Origin of the sequence: Mesorhizobium sp. B264B1B (assembly GCF_020165765.1) — a bacterium.
Taxonomy (GTDB): domain Bacteria; phylum Pseudomonadota; class Alphaproteobacteria; order Rhizobiales; family Rhizobiaceae; genus Mesorhizobium.
Genome location: NZ_JAIUIS010000010.1, coordinates 20,368 through 39,302, shown reverse-complemented (window position 1 = coordinate 39,302; position 18,935 = coordinate 20,368). Strand labels below are relative to the sequence as shown.

The following is an 18,935-nucleotide window of genomic DNA, read 5'->3' as shown; positions in this document are numbered from 1 at the left end:
GGGGGCCGCAATGCGGCCGGCCTCCCACCGGGCAAGCCACGCATGATCGATCGTCGCCGCAAAAGCAGCCTGAAGCGAACGCAGCAGCGCATGGCCGTGCTTTTCATCCTGCCGGCGCTGGCCGTCTACGCCCTGTTCGTCCTCTATCCCCTGGCGATGTCGCTGTGGGGCAGCTTCTTCATCTGGAAGGGGCTGCGCATCACCGAGTTCGCCGGCCTGTCGAATTTTTCGCGCCTGTTCGTCTTCCCCAGTAGTGCCAGGCTCTACGGCGCCCTCTGGCACAACACCGCCTGGTTCTTCGGCATCATGGTCTTCCAGAACGGCATCGGGCTGCTGTTTGCCTGGCTGCTGTTCCTGCGCGACAGGGGTGCTGCCTTCTTCCAGTCGGTTTTTTTCTTCCCCGCGGTGCTGAGCCCGGTCATCGTCGGTGCGCTGTGGCGCCTGCTGTTGGCGCCGGGCGGCGTGGTCGAATGGGCGCTGAACGGGCTTGGCCTGCATCAGGGCAGCCTAACCGTGCTTGGCAACAGCCACACCGCGCTGGCCATGCTGGTCGCCGTCGACGCCTGGAACTGGATGGGCCTGCCGGTGCTGATCTACACGGCGGGCCTGCGGCAGATTTCGGGCCAGATCTTCGAGGCGGCGAAACTCGACGGCGCCGGCAATGCGCGCATGCTGTTCTCCGTCGCGCTGCCCTTGCTGATGCCGGCGCTGGGCACGCTGACGACTTTGTCCTTCATCAACACCTTCAACCAGTTCGACATCGTCTATGTGATGCAAGGCGTGCAGGGCAATCCGAGCTATTCGACCGACACGCTGGTGACCTATTTCTACAGGCTGGCCTTCGGCGCGGAGGGCGCCGTCGGCATCACCGACATCGGGCTTGCTTTGGCATTGGGCACCATGCTGTTCCTCATCCTCAGCGTCGGCACGCTGTTGATGCTGCGCTTCTTCGACCGCCGCACGGTGCAGCTATGAGCACGCTGGCCATGTCAGGCAATCCCGTGATCTCGCGCCGGCTTTCGCGGCTGCCCGGCTGGACGGTGCTTGCCCTGTGGACGGCGGCCGTGCTGCTGCCGCTCTACATCCTCGTCGTCTCCTGCTTCAAGTCGACGGCCGAAATCTACGACAACCGGCTCGGCCTGCCGGCAAGCTGGGCCTTCGACAATTTCGTCAACGCCTGGACGCGCGCCGACCTCGGCCACAATTTCATCAACAGCCTGATCGTCACCGCCGGCGCGGTCATCCTCACCATCGTCGTCTCGGCCATGGCCGCCTATCCGCTCAGCCGCTATCGGCTGGGCTGGAACGCCATCATGCTCGGCCTGTTCCTGTCCGGCATCATGCTGCCGATAAGGCTCGCCTCGGTCGAGCTGTTCACGCTGATGCGCAATCTCGGCCTGCTGGATTCCCTGACCGGACTGATCCTCGTCTATTCGGCGATCCGCATTCCCTTCGCCGTCTTCATCTTCGCCAATTTCATGCGCGTTCTGCCCTCCGAACTCGACGAGGCGGCACGCATGGACGGCGCCGGCGAGGTCCGCATCCTGTTCCAGATCATCCTGCCGATGGTGAAGCCAGCGGTGTCGATCGTCGCCATCTTCACGGCAATCGCCGTGTGGAACGACTTCTTCTTCCCGCTGATCTTCATCTTCGACGACCGCTACAAGACCGTGCCGCTGGCCATCAGCGTCTTCGTCGGCCAGTACCGCACCGATTGGGGCCTGGTGTTCGCCTCGCTGGCGATCTCCATGGCGCCGATCCTGATCATGTATTGTCTGCTCGCCCGCCAGATTCGAGAGGGCGTAGGCGCCGGGGGAGGCATGAAATGATCGAGGACAGGATCTATGACGCCAAATCCATCCTCGTCGTCGGTGCGCATGCCTTCGATGCCGAGGTGATCGCCGGACCGCTGGCGGCGGCCGCCGTAATGAGGGGCGCCACGGTGACGTTCCTGCACCTGAGCATGGGCGAGCAGGGCCATCCGTGCCTGATCCCCGAGCATTATTGCGCCCAGAAGGAAGAGGAAGCGGGCAGGGCCGCCGCTCGCCTCGGCGTCGCCATACGCAATCTTGGCCTGCATGACGCCTTCCTGCCTTCCGACGACGAGACGGCGCTGAAACTGTGCGATGTCATTCGCGAGCTGAAGCCGGAAGTGGTCATAACCCATTGGCACGGCAGCTGGCACAAGGACCATCGCGCCGCAGCCAAGCTGACGCAGACCGGCATCTTCTTCGCCGCCCTTCCGACTGTTGCGCGCGACCATGCCGCCTTTACGCCGGGCTTGCTGCTGTTCGGCGAGAACTGGGAGGACGATGACGGTTTCCGCCCCGAGCACCTGGTCGACGTCAGCGACGGCTTCGAGGCGTGGAGCGAGGCGGTGCATGAATACGAGCTGGCGCGGGGTCTGAGCAGCTTCCCCTATGTCGATTACTACAGCGCGCTCTACCGTCTGCGCGGCTGCCTGCGCGGCACGCGCCATGCGCAGGCCTTCGCGGCGGCCTCGCATTCCTGGAACGCCGGCAGCGGTCTGTTCGCGCCACCGGCTGCCGGAGGGCGCCGATGACGCGGGTTCTGGCCATCGATCTCGGCGGCACCAATCTGCGCGCCGCCGTCCAGTCCGGCAATGTCAGCGCGCTGGAGAGGCCGAGCCGCGAACCGGCGCCGGCAAGCCTTGATGCCTTCGTCGCCCGTATCACGGCGCTTTGCGCCGAGGCTGGCGCGGTCAAGGCGTTGGGCCTGGCGGTGCCAGGTCTCGTCGAGGGGTCAGTCTGCCGCTGGATCCCGAATCTCCCTTGGCTCGACGGTGTCGACATCGCGGCGCTGTTCCCGCGGTTGCGCGTCGCCGTTGGCAACGACGCGCAGATCGCCCTGCTGGCGGAAGCCGTTGAAGGCAGCGCGAAAGGCATGTCGGATGCGATCCTGCTGGCAATCGGCACGGGCATAGGCTCGGCGGTGCTCGCCAACCACCGCATCGTCGCCGGCACGCATGGCGGCGCCTGCTCGTTCGGCTGGGCCTGCGCCGACATCAAGGACCATGGCGAGGAGCGCAGCGGCTGGCTGGAGCGCGTTGCATCGGGCCGCGCGCTTGATGCGCTTGCCGGCCAGGTCGGCCTTGCCAGCGGCCGCCAGCTGATCGCGGCTGCCCAGGCGGGCGAACTCGCGGCACAGACCCTGCTCGAGTTGCCGGCGCGCCGGCTGGGCACCGCGCTTGCCGGCGCCGTCGCGCTGCTCGACCCCCAGGTGATCCTGGTTTCCGGCGGCCTTGCCGATGCGCTTGACGTCATCGGACCGCCGCTGCTTGCCGCGCTGCGGCGCCAACTGCCGCCGCATCTCCGCGGCATTTCTCTCAAGGCTGGCGCGTTCGGCCCCGGCGCCGGCCTGGTCGGTGCGGCAGTGGCCGGACAGGCCGGAAGCGGGTGGAGACAGATCCGATGAGTGAAGCCAGTTTTCAGCAGCCGGATCGCAGAAGGCCCGAGCCGCTCTGGTATCAGGTCGAGGAGGCCATCCGCGCCATCGTCAAGAGCGGCGAATGGGCGACGGGCGACCAGATCCCGGCCGAAGACCGGCTGGGCGCGCTTTTCGGGGTCAGCCGCATCACGCTGCGCCACGCTTTGCGCAATCTGGAGGAAAGCGGATTGCTGCGCCGCGAACACGGACGCGGCACCTTCGTGCGCTCCACCACGCTCGTCGCCGGCACCCGCGAACTGACGAGCTTCACCCAGGAGATGGGCAATATCGGCGTCGTTGCCGGCTCGCGCCTGCTCGATTGCAGCCTCACCATCGCCAATGCGGCGGCGGCCGGCGCGCTGGAGATTGAGGAGGGTGACCCGGTGGTGCGCATCCGGCGGCTGCGGCTCGGCAACAACGAACCGATCGGCATCCAGACGGCGCAGCTCTCAGCCGCACGTGTGCCGGGCTTCCTCGACGCCGGCCTGCTGCAGGGATCGCTGTACGAGGCGCTGGAGCGCCACTACGGCATCGTGCCGGTGGCGGCGCGCGAGAATTATCGCGTCGGCGCGGTTGGCGCGGCGGATGCCGAGCTGCTCGATCTGCCGGTCGGCAGTCCGGCTTTCGTGGTCGAGCGTATCGCCACCGACGAGCGCGGTCCGTTCGAGTTCACCGTCTCCATCATGCGCGGCGACCGCTACGAGATACGCTCGACGCTGCGCGCCGGGCGCGTCCCGTCAAATCCGCGAAGCTGATCCATCATCACCCAAGCAGACACTTAACAGGAGTACCCACGTGTCCGACCTCTACATTCACCGTCTCGCCGCCCTCATCGACCAGGCAGCGAAAACCAATGAAGCGGCCTTTGGCCAGGCAGCCAGCCGCTTTGCCGACTCGCTTGAAGGCGGCGGTCTGATCCATCTCTACGGTTCAGGCCATTCGGTGCTGCCGGTGCAGGAAGTGTTTCCGCGTTACGGCAGCTATGTCGGTTTCAACCCGCTGACGGACCCGCGCGTGATGTGGCACAATGTGCTCGGCGCCGGCGGCGTGCGTGAGCTGCTGTGGCTGGAGCGCACCGAGAAATACGCCGAAAAATTCCTGGATCATCAGCCGCTCAACAAGGGTGACTCCATCATCATCTTCGGCCACAGCGGCCGCAACTCTTCCGGCATCGATACGGCGCTCTATGCCAGGAAGCGCGGCATCTTCGTCGTTGCGGTCACCAGCAAGAACAATCTCGACAAGCCCGCGACGCACTCCTCCGGCAAGCGACTGGCCGACGCGGCCGATCTCGTCATCGACACCTGCTCTCCGATCGAGGATGCGATCGTGCCGGTCGAGGGCTGGAGCCGTCCGGTGTCGGGCTCGTCGACCGTGCTCGCCATGATCCTGGCGCATGAGCTGGTCGCGCGTACCGCCGAGCAGCTCGCCAAGCGCGGCATCGAACTGCCGGTCTTCGCCTCGCCGACGATCGCGGGCGTGACCCTGCACGACACCGATGTCATCTACGGCGTCTACCGCGAACGCATGCTGGAAGCGCAGAAAAAGCACCTGCCGGCCTTCCAGGCGACGATGCGGGGCGAATGATGTTCGGGGGGGGGGGGGGGGGGGGGGGGGGGGGGGCGGGGGCGGGCCCCCCCCCCGCCCATGGATGCGCCCAATGCGAGCTTATCATCGTCGATGCAAGACCGGGCCTATCCCCTTGGCTTCCTTCTGAAGCTCCAGTGCCGCTTTGAAAGCGTCAATAAATAATTTGACGCGCGTAATGACTCTGCGATCCATTGGGAACCGTTAAAACTTGACTGGACAAGTTCGGTCGAGCATTGCTGCTTCCAGGCAACGGCCGCGTGACTGGTGTCGGCCGGGGCGGCGAGGGCAAGGGACCCTGAATATCGATGGCGGAAAAGACGCACCGCACGATGGATGACTTCGCCCGGGCGTGCGGCGTGTCACGGCCGACCCTGTCGAAATATTTCGATGATCCGGCAAGCGTCAAGCCGGCGACGCGCGCCCGCATCGAGGCCGCGCTTCGCTCCTCGGATTATCAGCCGAACCTCTTCGCCCGCAATCTCAACCGCAAGCGCACCCGCAATGTCGGCATCGTCGTGCCGGCGATCACCGATCCGTTCTATGCCGAGATGGTCAGCCGCATTGAACTGCGCTGCCGCGACGAAGGTTTTTGGCCGATCGTCATCTCCTCGCACGGTTCGCCCAGGCTTGAGTCGGAATCGGTCAAGACGCTCACCTCGCTGAAGGTGGCCGGCGCCATCGTGGCCCCGCTGGGATCGGTTTCCGAGCCGGGCGTCTTCGAACGGATGGGCAAAGACATCCCGATCGTCTATTTCGACACCTATATCGAGGGTGACACGCCCTTCGTCGGCAACGACAACCACCAGAGCACGTCGATCATGGTCGATTATCTCTGCCGGTCCGGCGAGCCGCCGGTGTATGTCGACATCCCGCACGTCAACCACAATTCGGGCGAGCGACTGCAAAGCTATATCGAGACGATGCGGGCCGCCGGCCTTGAGTCTGTCGTCATCAACGCGGCGCGCGACTACACCTGGGACTTCGAGCGGATCGGCCATGAATGGATGGAAAGGACGCTCGAGAAGGGAGGCCTGCCTGGCCGCACCATTCTGTGCGCCAATGACCGTCTCGCCTTCGGCATCATGTCGGCCGCCTTCACGCGCGGGCTGAAGATCGGCCGCAAGCCCGATTGCGACTTCCGTGTCGCCGCCCATGACGACCACCCGTTGAGCCGCTACACCTGTCCGCCGCTCACCACCATGGCGCAGGACTTCGCCGCAATGGCCGGCCGCAGCGTCGAGATCCTGCTGGCCTTGCTCGACGAGGCCCGCCCGCCCGCGCATGACCTCGTGCGAAACGTCAAGCTCGGCGCGACCCTGGTGATGCGTCAGTCGGCCTGAGCGCGCGTCTGCAATTGGAGCCAGGCCGCGGCCTCGCTCATCGCTTGCCGCGCGGCGAGAATGTAGCGGCCCATCGAGACGAAGCCGTGGATCTGGCCCGGCCAGTGCCGCAGGACCAGCGGCACCCCTTCAGCAAGCAGGCGTTCGCCATAGGCGGTCCCTTCGTCGGCCAGGATATCGTGACCGGCGGTCACGACAAACGCCGGCGCTGCGCCTGCAAGGCTCGGTGCCAGCAGCGGCGAAACGCGCCAGTCCTTGATGTCGTCCGGGGTGCGCACATAGTGGTCGCGGAACCAGGCCATGGTGGCGGCGGTCAGTCCAAACCCGTTACCGAAACGGCGGTAGCTGTCCGCCGTCTGGCGGGCATCGGTGTTGGGATAGATCAGGATCTGGGCGGCAAGCGGCGGTGCTTGCCCGTCGCGGGCGAGGAGTGCCAGCACGGCGGCAAGGTTTCCACCGGCGCTGTCGCCGGCAACGGCGATACGGGCCGGATCGATGCCGCGCTCCCCGGCGTCTTGCGCCATGAAGCGAAGCGCCGCCGCGCAGTCCTCGAGTCCGGCGGGGAACTTGTGCTCTGGTGCCAGTCGATAATCGGGGCAGACGACGACGGCATTGGCCAGATTGGCCAGCCAGCGGCAGATCTCGTCATGCGAATCGAGATTGCCGATGACCCAGCCGCCGCCATGCAGATAGAGCAGGGCGCGTGCGCCGGTTCGCGGCGCGCCGATGCCGCGATGGATGCGGATCGGAACCGGGCCGTTCGGTCCGTCGATCTGCCGCTGCGACGTCGCCGCGACCGGCTCATGTTCGCCCTGCTGCGCCGGGAACGAAGCGTTGTAGGCGGCCCGCGCCGCCGCTACGCTGCCGTTCTCGAACGGCTCACCACCGGCCGCGCGGCCGATTTCCAGGGCACGCAGAGCATCAGGATCGAGCGTCATCGCAATCTCCGTCATGATTGCATCTAGGCGAGCAGGCCGCGCGCCTCGTCCTCCGAGAGCAGGGCCGGCTGGACGACGTCGCCAGCAATGGCGACCGGGCTTTTCGTTTCGCCGGAGTGCAGGATCGCCTCCATGATCTCCAGCACATGCAGCGCCAGAGTGCCGGACGCGCGGGGCGTGGCACCTGTCGCGAGCGAACGCACGAGGTCGGCGACGCCGAGCATGCGATAATTGGCGCGGTCGGGCGCGGCATAGGGCCAGTTGCGGGCGCCGTAGAGTTCGCCCTCGCTGGGGAAATCCTTCCACTCGGCGCCGCGCTCGGACAAGGACACGGTGCCGCCGAACGTGTCGGGGTCGGGCAGGCGCAGCGAGCCCTCCGTGCCGTGCAGTTCGATCGGATGGTTGGAGTGCTTGAAGACGTCCCATGAGGCGCCGAAGGTGACTGTCGCGCCTGACCGGAATTCGAGCAGCGACAGCACGTTGGTCGGCGTGCCGACCTTGAAGGTCGTGTTCTTGAACGGTCCCTCGGCTGATATCAGCCGCTCCTGCTGGCCCCGCGTCGCCATTGCCATGACGCGTTGGACGGGACCGAGCAAATTGACCAGCATGGTCAGATAGTAGGGGCCCATGTCGAACACCGGGCCGCCGCCCGGCTGGTAGTAGAATTGTGGGTTGGGGTGCCAGTGCTCCATGCCGCGGCCCATCATGAAGGCTGTGCCGGTCACGGCGCGGCCGATGGCGCCTTCATCCATCAGGCGGCGCGCCCGCCGGCCGGCGGCGCCGAGGAAAGTATCGGGGGCCGAGCCGAGCAGCAGCCCTCGCTTGGCCGCCTCCGACACCAGGCGGCGCCCGTCGCTGGCCGAGGTCGCCAGCGGCTTTTCGGTAAACACATGCTTGCCCGCCGAAAGCGCCGAAAACGAGACGTCGAAATGTGCCGCCGGGATGGTCAGGTTGAGGACGAGATCGATCTCGGGATCGGCCAGCATGGCGTCGACGCCGAGCGCGCGGATGCCATATTCCTTCGCCCGCAGCGCCGCCATGTCGGCCGAGATGTCTGCGCAGGCGCGCAGCTCGATGCTGCCGAAGAGGGCGGCATTGCGCAGGTAGGTCATCGAGATGTTGCCGCATCCGACGACGCCGATCCCAAGCTTCGTCTTCGATCGTCCGTGCATTTTCTGTGTCATTCCTCCGATGCGGCCACGCTCTGCCGGATCCATTGCGCCGGCAACGGATCACTCCCCGCAAGCCGCTATACAACATTTTGAATATTGACGCGCGTAAAATTTTTATAGACCATGCGAAACCCAGGGGCGCCAAGGAAACCCAGGGCGGCGTCAAGGAATGAACAACATGACGAAGACGAAGCTCAAGGTCGGCTGCCAGACCTTCACCTGGGAAATGCTCGGCAAGGCCTGGACCGGCGGCCCCGACGATCTCCTGAAGGCGATCGCCGATGGCGGCTATGCCGGCATCGAGATCACCGACACCATGATCGGCCGCTATGCAGGCAAGCCGACGGAGTTCGCCGCGGCGCTGGGGTCATCCGGCCTGACGCTGGTCTCCTTCGCCTTCGGTTCGAAAAGCGGCTTCACGCTGAAGGACGAGATCGGCGCCGATCTCGAAACCGCGAGGCGCTGGATCGATTTCGCTGCCGCGTTCCCAGGTGCGCTTGTCTCGATGGGCTCGGCGACCGTCGTCTCCAACGGCTCGCGCGACGACAAATTCGCTATCGCCGCGGAGGTCTACAACAGGGCCGGCGAGCTCGGGCGAAAGGCCGGCGTCCAGGTCGCAGTGCATCCGAGTTCGCACCACAACACGCTGCTGTTCGACCGCGCCGACTACGACGCGATCTTTGCCTTGCTCGAACCCGACCTGGTCGGCTGGGTGCCCGATACCGGCCACATATTGCGCGGCCACAAGGACATGGCCGATACGCTTACCACCTACCGCGACCGCATCCGCTACATCCATCTGAAGGACGTCGACGCCAAGGGCGATTGGGCGATGCTGGGTAAAGGCGTCTGCGACACGCCTGAAGTGATCGAGATCGTCGGTGCGGCGCCGCGCTTCAACGGCTGGCTGGTGCTTGAAGAAGAATCCGACACGGCCGCGGCCGATCCTGCCGGCGCGGTCAAGACCAACCGCCAGACGATGCGCGGCTACGGGGCCTGAGACGGTGATTGGGAAACAGGACAGGCGCCTCAGGGTCGGCGTGCTCGGGTGCGGCCCCATCGCGCAGTTCGCGCATCTGGAATCCTGTGCAAAGGCCGGCAATGCCGACCTCTACGCCATCTGCGACGCCGCACCCGACCTGCTCGCCCGCATGGGCGCCACCTACGAGCCGCGGAAGATGTATGCCGACTATGACGAGATGCTCGCCGATCCGGAGCTGGAAGCGGTCATCGTCGCCACCTCGGACGCCTATCACGTGCCGATGTCGATCAAGGCGCTCGACGCCGGCAAGCATGTGCTGTGCGAAAAGCCGATCGGAACTTCGGTCGAGGAAGGCGAGGCGCTGGCGGCGGCGGTGAAACGCTCCGGCAGGATCCTGCAGGTCGGCCACATGAAACGCTTCGATCCGGCGCTGGAGGCGGCGCGCGACTTCGTGCGCGACGAAATGGGCGAGGTGCTGGCGCTGAAGGCCTGGTATTGCGATTCCACCCACCGCTACACCAATACGGATGCGGTGCAGCCGCTGCCTGTCACCAGCAAGCTGGCGAAGAAACCATCCGGCAATCCGAAGGCGGATCTCCGGCAGTATTTCATGCTGGCGCACGGCTCGCATCTGGTCGATACGGCCCGCTTCCTCTGCGGCGAGATCACGGCCGTACGCGCCCGTCTCAACGAACGCTTCGGCGCCTATTGCTGGTTCGTCGAGACCGAGTTCGCCAGCGGCGCGCTCGGCCATCTCGATCTCACCGTCGCCGTACGCATGGACTGGCACGAGGGTTTCCAGCTCTATGGCGAGAACGGCTCCGTCATCGCCAAGACGTTCAATCCCTGGTACTTCCGCGCCAGCGAGGTCGACATCTTCCATGAGAAGGACGCGACCTCGCGAAAACCGCTCGGCGCCGACGGCCATTTCTTCCGTCGCCAGCTGGAAGGTCTCGCCGACACGGTGCTGAACGGCGCGCCGATGCGCGGTGCCAATGTCGAGGACGGCATTGCCTCGATCCGCGCCATGGTCGCCATTGCCCGCTCCGTCGAGACCAGCGAGCGGATCGAGCTCGCTTCCGTCTCGGGTGCGGTCTGATGCGTCTCGGCGTCTTCGCCAAGACCTTCGCGGGCACCGAGCCGGCTGTTGTGCTGGAAGCAGTGCGGCAGGCGGGCTATGAGACGACGCAATTCAATCTCGCTTGCGCCGGCCTGCCGTCGATGCCCGATGCGGTGCCGGACGCAGCCATTTCGGCCATTCGCGCCGCCGCCCGATCAACAGGCGTATCGCTCGCCGCCCTGTCGGGCACCTACAACATGGCGCATCCAGACAAGGCGGTGCGCGACGATGGTCTTCGCCGCCTTGCCGTCGTCATCGATACAGCCGCCGCCCTCGACATTCCGCTGGTCACGCTCTGCACCGGCTCGCGCAATGCAGCCGACCAATGGGCCTATCATCCCGACAACGCCACACCGACCGCCTGGTCCGACATGGCCACTGAGATGGAAAAGGCGCTGGCGCTGGCCGAAGGCGCAGGCGTCGATCTCGGCATCGAGCCCGAACAGGCCAACATCGTCACCTCGGCGAAGGATGCCACCCGCTTGATCGCCGACATGGGCTCGAAGCATCTGAAGATCGTGCTCGATCCGGCGAACCTGTTCGAGCATACGACGCCGGAGGAGGCGCGCGCCATCGTCGCGGCGGCGATCGACGAGGCCGCTGCCCATATAGCCATGGCGCATGCCAAGGACCGGCATGCCGACGGCCGCTTTGCCACAACAGGGGAGGGCATTGTCGATTTTCCGGATTTCGTCGCGCGGCTGAACGCTGTGAAATTCGATGGCCCGCTTGTCACGCACGGATTGTCGGCCGACGAAGCTCCCGCCGTCGCCGCCTTTCTGCGCGGGCTGCTCCGATGAGCGTCGCACCGACAATAATGCTTCGCGACGATGCTGCGCTTCGTATCTTCGACACGGAGCAAGGCAGGCTTTCCGTCGTCTTCCAGCACGGTCTCGGCGGTGACGCCGCCCAGGTGGCGCAGAATTTTCCCGACAGCCCGTCGCGACGCCGGCTCACCGTCGAATGCCGGGCGCAAGGCGGCTCCGGCGCCGGCCACAAGCGCCCCCTTTCGATCGCCATGTTCGCCGACGACGTGCTGGCCGCCGCCGATGCGGCCGGCATCGAACGCTTCGTCGCCGGCGGCATCTCGATGGGTGCGGCGATCGCGCTGCGCCTGGCCGTCCGGCATCCCGAGCGCGTCACCGGCCTGGTGCTGGTCCGTCCGGCCTGGGCCTTCGACGCTGCCCCTGAAAACATGCGTCCCTATGCGGAAGTGGCCGAGCTCATCCGAAACCGCCCGCCGAACGAGGCGCGCGCCATCTTTGCCGCTTCGGCCACGGCGGCCCGGTTCCGCGCCGAGGCACCCGACAATCTGGCGTCCTTGCTCGGTTTCTTCGAACGCGACAATGCAGCGGACTTCGCCGAAATGATGCGGGCAATCGCCGGCGATGGGCCCGGCGTTTCGCGGGCCGCAGCCTCTGCGCTCTCAATCCCCACACTCGTCGTCGGAAGCGGCGTCGACCTCGTCCATCCCTTGGCGACTGCCGGCGAACTGGTGAAGACAATCCTCAACGCGATCTTCACCGAGGTGACACCGAAGGCCACCGACAGGGATCGCCACTTCGCCGAAATCCGTGCCGCGATCGGCGGCTTTCTCGATAAAAATTTCAACAACCAGGACCAGTCATGATCTCGAAACCCCTTTCAGGCCCGGCCGCCATCGCCGCATTGCCGCGCGATCGTCTGATCGCCGAGTTCTCGCTGTGGTCGGCCGATCTCGCCAATTTCGAGAGCGACCTCAGGCGCATCGAACCCTATGTCGATCTTCACCACATCGATGTCGCTGACGGCTACTTCGCGCCGTCCTTCCTGTTCTTTCCCGATCTGGTCGCCCGTATTGCCAAACTGACGGCCAAGCCCATCCATGTCCATCTGATGGTCGACGGGACAATCGTCGAGGAACAGACGCGCCAATTCATCGAGGCCGGCGCCGACATGATCAGCGTCCATGCCGAGAATGGCGAAGCAGGATTGCGCGCCGTGCGGCTGGCGCGCGAACTTGGCGCCGAAGCCGGCGTCGTGCTGCGGCTGGAAACGTCCGTCGAAGCGGTGAGGCCCTTCGTGTCCGAAGTCGCGTTCGTCACGCTTCTGGGAACCGCGATCGGCGTCAAGGGGCAAGGCCTTTCGGAGAAAGCCTGTGACAGGCTGGGCGCTGCCCGCGCCATCCTGAGGAAAGCCGGCCGCGAGGCGGACGTGGTTCTTGCCGCCGACGGCGGCATCCGCCACGAGACGGTGCCGCTGCTGCGTGCCGCGGGTGCCGAGACCGTGGTTCTTGGTTCGCTCGCCTTCGGTGACAAGGATCTGGCCGGCCGCATCGGCTGGCTGCACGGGCTGAAAGTCGCGGCATGAGCAACGAGGCCGCTCTCGCGATCGATCTGGGCGGCACCGAGCTTCGTGCCGCCCTGGTCGACCGTGATGGCAAGATACTGGCATTCGCGGCGGTGCCGACGCAGGCGCAGGCCGGTCCCGAAGTGGTGATCGGCCAGATCGAGGCTCTCGCCGCGACCATCCATGCCGAGGCGCCGGCGCTCGCCATCCTTGGCGTCGGCGTCGGCGCGCCGGGACCGCTCGATCCGCTGGCCGGCATCGCCGTCGGGCCGCCGACGCTTGCCGGCTGGCTGGACGTGCCGCTCGCCGACATTCTCGAGCGGCGGCTCGGCCTGCCGGTGCGGCTGGAGAACGACGCCAATGCGGCAGCGCTCGGCGAGTGGCGCTTCGGCGCCGGCCACGGCGCCCGTTCGCTCGTCTTCGTCACCGTCTCGACCGGCATAGGCGGCGGCGTCGTCGTCGACGGGCGCATCCTGCACGGCCGCCGCGGCCTTGCCGCCGAGATCGGCCATATGACCATCACCGATGAAGGCGAGCGCTGCATGTGCGGTGTCGTCGGCTGTTTCGAGGCCATCGCTTCGGGCACCGCGCTCGGCCGCCGCGCCAATGCCGCGACGTCGGCCTTCGACGGCTCGACGCTGCGCCGCCTCTCGGCCAACGGCGAGGTGACGGGCCGCCATGTCGTCGATGCGGCGCGGCTGCAGGACGATCTCGCCCTGGCCCTGCTCGAGGAGGAAGCGCGCTGGCTCGGCGTCGGCTTCACTAACCTCCTGCATCTTTATTCGCCCGACGTGCTGGTCGTCGGCGGCGGCATCGCCAATGGCCTCGATCTGATGGCTCCGGCAATAGAGGCGACCATCCGCCAGCGCGCCATGCGCGCCTATCGCGACGTGCCGGTGGTTCAGGCCCAGCTCGGCCGCCACGCCGGGCTGATCGGCGCGGCGAGCCTTGTCCTGTTCGACGACGGCACGGCCCGCGTGCCTGTCGAAGGGCCAAGCAGATATCCCGGACACGAGGGCGGACACTGATGGCCGAGCTCAAGCTGCGCGGCGTGCGCGTCCTGCTGCCTCACACGGTGAGCACACGAAAAACGGCCGGAGGCGGCGATGCCTCCGGCCATTTGCTATCGCTGTGCGACCGTGCGGACTACTCGGCTGGAACGATGTCCGCCGGCAGCCTGTCGTCGGCCGTTCCCGCCAGCGCTCTGGCCAGCTTGGCCTCGTCGAGTTCGCCTTCCCAGCGCGCCACCACCAGCGTCGCTACCGCGTTGCCGACGAAGTTTGTCAGCGCCCGGCATTCCGACATGAAGCGATCGACGCCGAGGATCAGCGCCATGCCGGCGACAGGCACGGCCGGCACCACCGAAAGCGTGGCGGCAAGGGTGATGAAGCCGGCGCCGGTGATGCCGGCCGCCCCCTTGGAGGAAAGCATCGCCACCAGGAGCAGCAGGATCTGGTCGCCGAAGGAGAGGTGGATGTTCGTCGCCTGCGCGATGAACAGCGCGGCCAGCGTCATGTAGATGTTGGTGCCGTCGAGGTTGAAGGAATAGCCGGTCGGGATGACCAGGCCGACCACCGAGCGCTTCGCGCCGGCCTTCTCCATTTTCTCCATCAGCGAGGGCAGTGCCGCTTCCGAAGACGAGGTGCCCAGCACCAGAAGCAGCTCCTCCTTGATGTAGCGGATCAGTGACAGGATGGAGAAGCCGTTGTAGCGGCAGACGGCGCCCAGCACGATGAACACGAACAGGAAAGCGGTCATGTAGAAGGTGCCGACCAGCATGGCGAGGTTGATGACCGAGCCGATGCCGTACTTGCCGATGGTGAAGGCCATGGCGCCGAAGGCGCCGATAGGGGCTGCCTTCATCAGCACGCTGACCAGCTTGAACATCGGCGCCATCAGCGCCTGCAGGAAATTGAGCACCGGCGCGCCCTTGTCGCCGACCAGCGCCAGCGCAATGCCGAACAGCACTGAAAAGAACAGCACCTGCAATATGTCGCCGTCGGCGAAGGCGCCGACGATGGTGGCAGGGATGATGTTCATCAGGAAGCCGGTGACCGACTGGTCGTGCGCCTTGGCGGCGTAGCTGTTGACGGTCGCGGCGTCGAGCGTCGCCGGGTCGATGTTGAAGCCGGCCCCGGGCTGCACGACATTGGCCACGATCAGGCCGATGATGAGCGCCAGCGTCGAGAAGGTGAGGAAGTAGAGCATCGCCTTGCCGGCGACGCGGCCGACCTTCTGCAGGTCGCTCATGCCGGCAATGCCGGTGGCGACCGTCAGGAAGATGACCGGGGCGATGATCATCTTGACCAGCTTGATGAAGGCGTCGCCAAGCGGCTTCATGCTCTCGCCGAGCGACGGATAGAAATGGCCGAGCAGGATGCCGACGGTGATCGCCACCAGCACTTGCACGTAGAGTTGGGCATAGAGCGGCTTGCGCTGCGCGGCGGGCGCGCGTGATTGGTCTGCCATGTGCATCTGCTATCTCCCTGGCCGGAGGGAACGGCACGCGCCGCCCCGCAAGACTTCTCCCATCGCGGCGCTCCGGTCGCTCGCCGCTGTCGGGAGTTTTGCAAGCGCCGTGCCAGATCGAGAAAAGGCCGGAACCCTGGGTTTCCGGCGGTTTTGTCCCCGCTTCGATGGAGGCCTGTGCGGATTTCCGCACTCACCCTTGTTTGCCTGGGCGGAGTTTCGCATTACAGTGGCTGCTGAACAGCGAACGGTGGAGAGGGCAGACGCCGCAGGCAGACACCGATAGCGCATCCCCGGAGTTCGCCGGCCGCGACCTGCTGCGTGAAGCGATGGCCAGGCTGCGTGACGGCCGCTGGCTCATTCTCCTGATCGGCCTGGCAATGCTGGGGGGAGCGGTCGCGATTGCCGGGCGCCTTGCCGCCAACCAGGCTGCCGGCGATCTGCGCGACGGAGCACTGGCAGCCTTGCCGCTGGCGGCGGGCACCTTGACCGGCGAAATCGAAAAGCAGCGTCTCGTTCCCTTGGTGCTGGCACGCGACGATGCCGTGCGCGACGCGTTGCGCCGGGCCGGCAAAACGCAAGAGACGGCGCTCGACGACAAGCTCCGGGCCATTGCCGCCGATGCCTCGGCATCCGCCATCTATGTCATCGACACGGCAGGCATCGCGATATCGGCCAGCAACGCCGGCGAGCCGGGCAGCTTCGTCGGCATCGACTACAATTTCCGCCACTATTTCACCGACGCCATGACCAAGGGCGCCGCCAGCCAGTATGGCCTCGGCACGATCAGCGGCAGGCCGGGACTTTATCTCGCCAGCCGCGTCGATGACGGCAAGACGCCGCTCGGCGTTGCCGTACTGAAGGTCGAACTCGACGGCGTCGAAGCCAATTGGCGCTCCAGCGGCTTTGTCGTCTTCGTCACCGACGAGCGCGGTGTCGTGCTGGCGACCAGCCGGCCCGAGTGGCGGTTCCACGCGCTTGCGCCGCTCTCGGCCGCGGATGCCGCGACAGCTCACGCGCAGCTTCAACTTGCCGAAACCGGCTTCGAACCGCTGCCGATACGACGCGGTGCCGGTGACGGCCTGGCGACAATCGACAATGCCGGAAAATCGCGCCAGTTCGTCGAAGTGGCGCAGGACCTGCCCGGCGCCGTTCCCGGTTGGCGTCTGTGGCTGCTCACGCCTGCCGATGCCGCTTTGACGTCGGCCGCCAACACGGCACGCCTGACCACGCTGCTGGCGCTGCTGTTCACGGGTTTACTTGCCTACGTGCTTCTCAGGCGCCGCCGTGCGCGCCGCGTGAGGCAGGAAGCGCTGGCGCGCATGAATGCTGAACTGGAGAGCAGGGTAAGCACGCGAACGGCGGAACTGACCCGCTCCAACACCGCCCTTGCCGGCGAGATCGCCGAGCGCGAAAACGCCGAGGCCAAGGTCCGCCGACTGCGCGACGACCTCGCCCAGGCCAACCGGCTTTCCATCCTCGGCCAGATCGCCGCCGGCGTCGCGCATGAGATCAACCAGCCGGTGGCGGCGATACGCACCTACGCCGAGAATGCCGGCCGCTTCCTGCATGGCGACAAAGTCGAATCCGTCTCGGGCAACCTGACATCGATCGTGTCGATGACCGAGCGCATCGGCGCCATCACCAGCACGCTGCGCAGTTTCGCGCGGCGGCCAGGCGTCGCCGCCTCGCCGCTGCCGGTGCGCGAAGCGATCGACGGCGCGCTGTCGCTCCTGTCCGGCCGCATCCGCGATTCCGGCGTGACCGTCGTCAAGCCGCGCGGCACCGCCTCGCCGGCGGTCATGGCCAGCCGCATCCGGCTGGAGCAGATCCTGGTCAATCTCTTGCAGAATGCGCTGGATGCCCTGAAGGACCGGCCCGATCCGCGCATCGAGATCGAGCTTGCCGAGCGCGACGACAGGGTGCTGGTTTCGGTGCGCGACAATGGACCTGGCCTCGGGCCGGAAGCGGCCGGCAATTTGTTCATGCCGTTCCAGACCACCAAGGAAAAGGGGCTTGGCCTCGGTCTGGTGATCTCGCAGGAGATCGCCCAGGAACTGGGCGGCACGCTGCGCCTCGACCCCGACAGCACGAAAGGCGCATCCTTCACCATCGACCTGAGGCGAATTGAATGACTGAGGGATCAGGGCTGGTCGCGCTCGTCGAAGACGACGCGGATATGCTTCACGCCACCACGCAATTGCTCGAGCTTGCCGGCTTCGGCGTCATCGCGTTCAAGGCCGCGGAGGCAGCGCTTGCCGCCGTCGACCGGGATTTCCAGGGCGTGGTTGTCAGCGATATCCGCATGCCCGGCATGAACGGCTTGCAGCTGTTCGATCGTATCAGGGCGATCGACATCGACATACCGGTGATCCTGGTCACCGGGCATGGCGATGTCGATCTCGCGGTGGCGGCGCTCAAGGACGGCGTCTACGATTTCATCCCGAAACCCTATGCGGGCGAACGCCTTGTCGAGGCGCTGAATCGGGCCGGCGAAAAGCGGCGGCTGGTGATGGAGAACCGGAGGCTGCACGAGGCCGCCGCGCAGGCCGCCGACGGCCTGCCGCTGATCGGCGAGGCGCCCGCCATCCGCCGCCTGCGCGAGACCTTGCGTCAGATCGCCGACATGGATGTCGACGTGCTGGTGGAAGGCGAGACCGGCACCGGCAAGGAGGTGGTGGCGGATCTCCTGCACCGATGGGGCCGGCGCCGCGCAAAGCCTTTCGTGGCGCTGAATTGCGGCGCTCTGCCGGAGACCGTCATCGAGAGCGAACTGTTCGGCCACGAGCCGGGCGCGTTCACCGGGGCGCAGCGGCGGCGGATCGGTCGCATCGAGCATTCGAGCGGCGGCACGCTGTTCCTCGACGAAATCGAATCCATGCCGCCGCCGCTACAGGTCAAGCTGCTGCGGGTGCTGGAAACGCGCAGCCTCACCCCGCTCGGCTCCAACGAAACGCGCCGCCTCGATCTGCGGGTCGTCGCGGCAACGAAGGTCGATCTAGGCCGGCCGGACCAGCGCGGCGATTTCCGCGAGGATCTCTATTTCCGCCTCAACGTCGTGACGCTACGCATCCCGCCGCTGCGCGAGCGGCGCGGCGACATCCCGATGCTGTTCGGGCATTTCCTAGGTAACGCCTCGCAGCGTTTCGGCCGTCCTGTCGCGGCCGTGAATGCCGCGGTGAGCGACCATCTCCAGTCGCATGACTGGCCGGGCAATGTGCGCGAGCTCGCGCATTTTGCCGACCGGGTCGCGCTTGGCCTCGGGCCCGACGAGGAGGCCAGGGCAACGTCCGCGCGCTTGCCGGAGCCCTCGGCGGCGCTGCCCGAACGGGTCGGCCGCTACGAGGCGCAACTCATCCGCGAGGCCTTGCGCGATCATGCCGGCGACGTGCGCGGGGCCATCGACGCACTCGGCGTGCCGCGCAAGACTTTCTACGACAAGCTCAAGCGCTACGGCATTTCCGCCTCCGAATTCCGCAATGGTGGCACCCCGGACCGGCACCCTGTTCGGGGACGGACATAGGCGTTGCGCAGGCGCTCCGGCCTTCG

Annotated in this window: 18 protein-coding genes; 15 read left to right on the top strand and 3 right to left on the bottom strand. The window is 66.3% G+C overall.

All coding sequences use genetic code 11. The features are described 5' to 3' along the window. Positions 1-42 precede the first annotated feature (42 nt). The 7 genes from LB547_RS20520 (at position 43) to LB547_RS20490 (ending at position 6,377) form a co-directional block, all read left to right on the top strand. Positions 43-975: a carbohydrate ABC transporter permease gene (locus tag LB547_RS20520; protein ID WP_140514575.1), complete on the top strand. Its 933-nt coding sequence runs from the start codon at positions 43-45 to the stop codon at positions 973-975. Next, on the top strand, positions 972-1,829 hold the full coding sequence (locus LB547_RS20515) for a carbohydrate ABC transporter permease (protein ID WP_140763443.1): 858 nt from the start codon (positions 972-974) through the stop codon (positions 1,827-1,829). Before LB547_RS20520 ends, LB547_RS20515 begins: the two co-directional genes overlap by 4 nt. After that, on the top strand, positions 1,826-2,563 hold the full coding sequence (locus tag LB547_RS20510; protein WP_140555546.1) for a PIG-L deacetylase family protein: 738 nt from the start codon (positions 1,826-1,828) through the stop codon (positions 2,561-2,563). The genes LB547_RS20515 and LB547_RS20510 overlap by 4 nt, the downstream gene beginning before the upstream one ends. Then, positions 2,560-3,435 carry an ROK family protein gene (locus tag LB547_RS20505; RefSeq protein WP_140520923.1) on the top strand — a complete coding sequence of 292 codons (876 nt, stop codon included), beginning with the start codon at positions 2,560-2,562 and terminating at the stop codon, positions 3,433-3,435. Before LB547_RS20510 ends, LB547_RS20505 begins: the two co-directional genes overlap by 4 nt. Next, positions 3,432-4,202 (top strand): GntR family transcriptional regulator, encoded by a 771-nt coding sequence (locus LB547_RS20500; RefSeq protein WP_140520922.1) that lies wholly within the window; start codon positions 3,432-3,434, stop codon positions 4,200-4,202. Before LB547_RS20505 ends, LB547_RS20500 begins: the two co-directional genes overlap by 4 nt. A 40-nt stretch (positions 4,203-4,242) precedes the next feature. Continuing rightward, positions 4,243-5,034, top strand: a complete 792-nt coding sequence (locus LB547_RS20495; protein ID WP_140497698.1) for a sugar isomerase domain-containing protein — start codon at positions 4,243-4,245, stop codon at positions 5,032-5,034. Between the two features lie 308 nt (positions 5,035-5,342). Continuing rightward, complete coding sequence (locus tag LB547_RS20490; protein ID WP_140562048.1) at positions 5,343-6,377, top strand: LacI family DNA-binding transcriptional regulator; 1,035 nt, start codon at positions 5,343-5,345, stop codon at positions 6,375-6,377. On the opposite strand, the gene LB547_RS20485 is transcribed toward LB547_RS20490, so the two are convergent. Both LB547_RS20485 and LB547_RS20480 read right to left on the bottom strand, forming a co-directional pair. Next, complete coding sequence (locus tag LB547_RS20485) at positions 6,365-7,330, bottom strand: alpha/beta hydrolase (RefSeq protein WP_411961466.1); 966 nt, start codon at positions 7,328-7,330, stop codon at positions 6,365-6,367. The two genes, LB547_RS20490 and LB547_RS20485, sit on opposite strands and share 13 nt — an antisense overlap. A gap of 8 nt (positions 7,331-7,338) precedes the next feature. After that, on the bottom strand, positions 7,339-8,487 hold the full coding sequence (locus LB547_RS20480) for a Gfo/Idh/MocA family protein (RefSeq protein ID WP_140562050.1): 1,149 nt from the start codon (positions 8,485-8,487) through the stop codon (positions 7,339-7,341). A 178-nt stretch (positions 8,488-8,665) separates the two neighbouring features. On the opposite strand from LB547_RS20480, the gene LB547_RS20475 reads away from it, so the two are divergent. From LB547_RS20475 to LB547_RS20450, 6 genes are read left to right on the top strand one after another with little or no spacing between them, the layout of a single operon-like run. Then, positions 8,666-9,487, top strand: a complete 822-nt coding sequence (locus LB547_RS20475; RefSeq protein WP_140763440.1) for a sugar phosphate isomerase/epimerase family protein — start codon at positions 8,666-8,668, stop codon at positions 9,485-9,487. A 4-nt stretch (positions 9,488-9,491) separates the two neighbouring features. Then, positions 9,492-10,568: a Gfo/Idh/MocA family protein gene (locus LB547_RS20470; RefSeq protein ID WP_140763437.1), complete on the top strand. Its 1,077-nt coding sequence runs from the start codon at positions 9,492-9,494 to the stop codon at positions 10,566-10,568. Then, complete coding sequence (locus LB547_RS20465) at positions 10,568-11,389, top strand: sugar phosphate isomerase/epimerase family protein (protein ID WP_140763434.1); 822 nt, start codon at positions 10,568-10,570, stop codon at positions 11,387-11,389. The genes LB547_RS20470 and LB547_RS20465 overlap by 1 nt, the downstream gene beginning before the upstream one ends. Further along, on the top strand, positions 11,386-12,219 hold the full coding sequence (locus LB547_RS20460) for an alpha/beta fold hydrolase (RefSeq protein WP_140763431.1): 834 nt from the start codon (positions 11,386-11,388) through the stop codon (positions 12,217-12,219). The genes LB547_RS20465 and LB547_RS20460 overlap by 4 nt, the downstream gene beginning before the upstream one ends. Beyond that, positions 12,216-12,938 carry a ribulose-phosphate 3-epimerase gene (locus LB547_RS20455; RefSeq protein WP_140497712.1) on the top strand — a complete coding sequence of 241 codons (723 nt, stop codon included), beginning with the start codon at positions 12,216-12,218 and terminating at the stop codon, positions 12,936-12,938. Before LB547_RS20460 ends, LB547_RS20455 begins: the two co-directional genes overlap by 4 nt. Further along, positions 12,935-13,945 (top strand): ROK family protein, encoded by a 1,011-nt coding sequence (locus LB547_RS20450; protein WP_140583851.1) that lies wholly within the window; start codon positions 12,935-12,937, stop codon positions 13,943-13,945. The genes LB547_RS20455 and LB547_RS20450 overlap by 4 nt, the downstream gene beginning before the upstream one ends. A 118-nt stretch (positions 13,946-14,063) precedes the next feature. On the opposite strand, the gene LB547_RS20445 is transcribed toward LB547_RS20450, so the two are convergent. Beyond that, positions 14,064-15,386, bottom strand: coding sequence for a dicarboxylate/amino acid:cation symporter (locus tag LB547_RS20445; RefSeq protein WP_411970496.1), 1,323 nt, complete (start codon positions 15,384-15,386; stop codon positions 14,064-14,066). A 329-nt stretch (positions 15,387-15,715) separates the two neighbouring features. On the opposite strand from LB547_RS20445, the gene LB547_RS20440 reads away from it, so the two are divergent. Beyond that, positions 15,716-17,521, top strand: a complete 1,806-nt coding sequence (locus LB547_RS20440; protein WP_140763425.1) for a sensor histidine kinase — start codon at positions 15,716-15,718, stop codon at positions 17,519-17,521. Beyond that, positions 17,518-18,909, top strand: a complete 1,392-nt coding sequence (locus LB547_RS20435) for a sigma-54-dependent transcriptional regulator (protein ID WP_140763422.1) — start codon at positions 17,518-17,520, stop codon at positions 18,907-18,909. The genes LB547_RS20440 and LB547_RS20435 overlap by 4 nt, the downstream gene beginning before the upstream one ends. Positions 18,910-18,935: the final 26 nt, after the last annotated feature.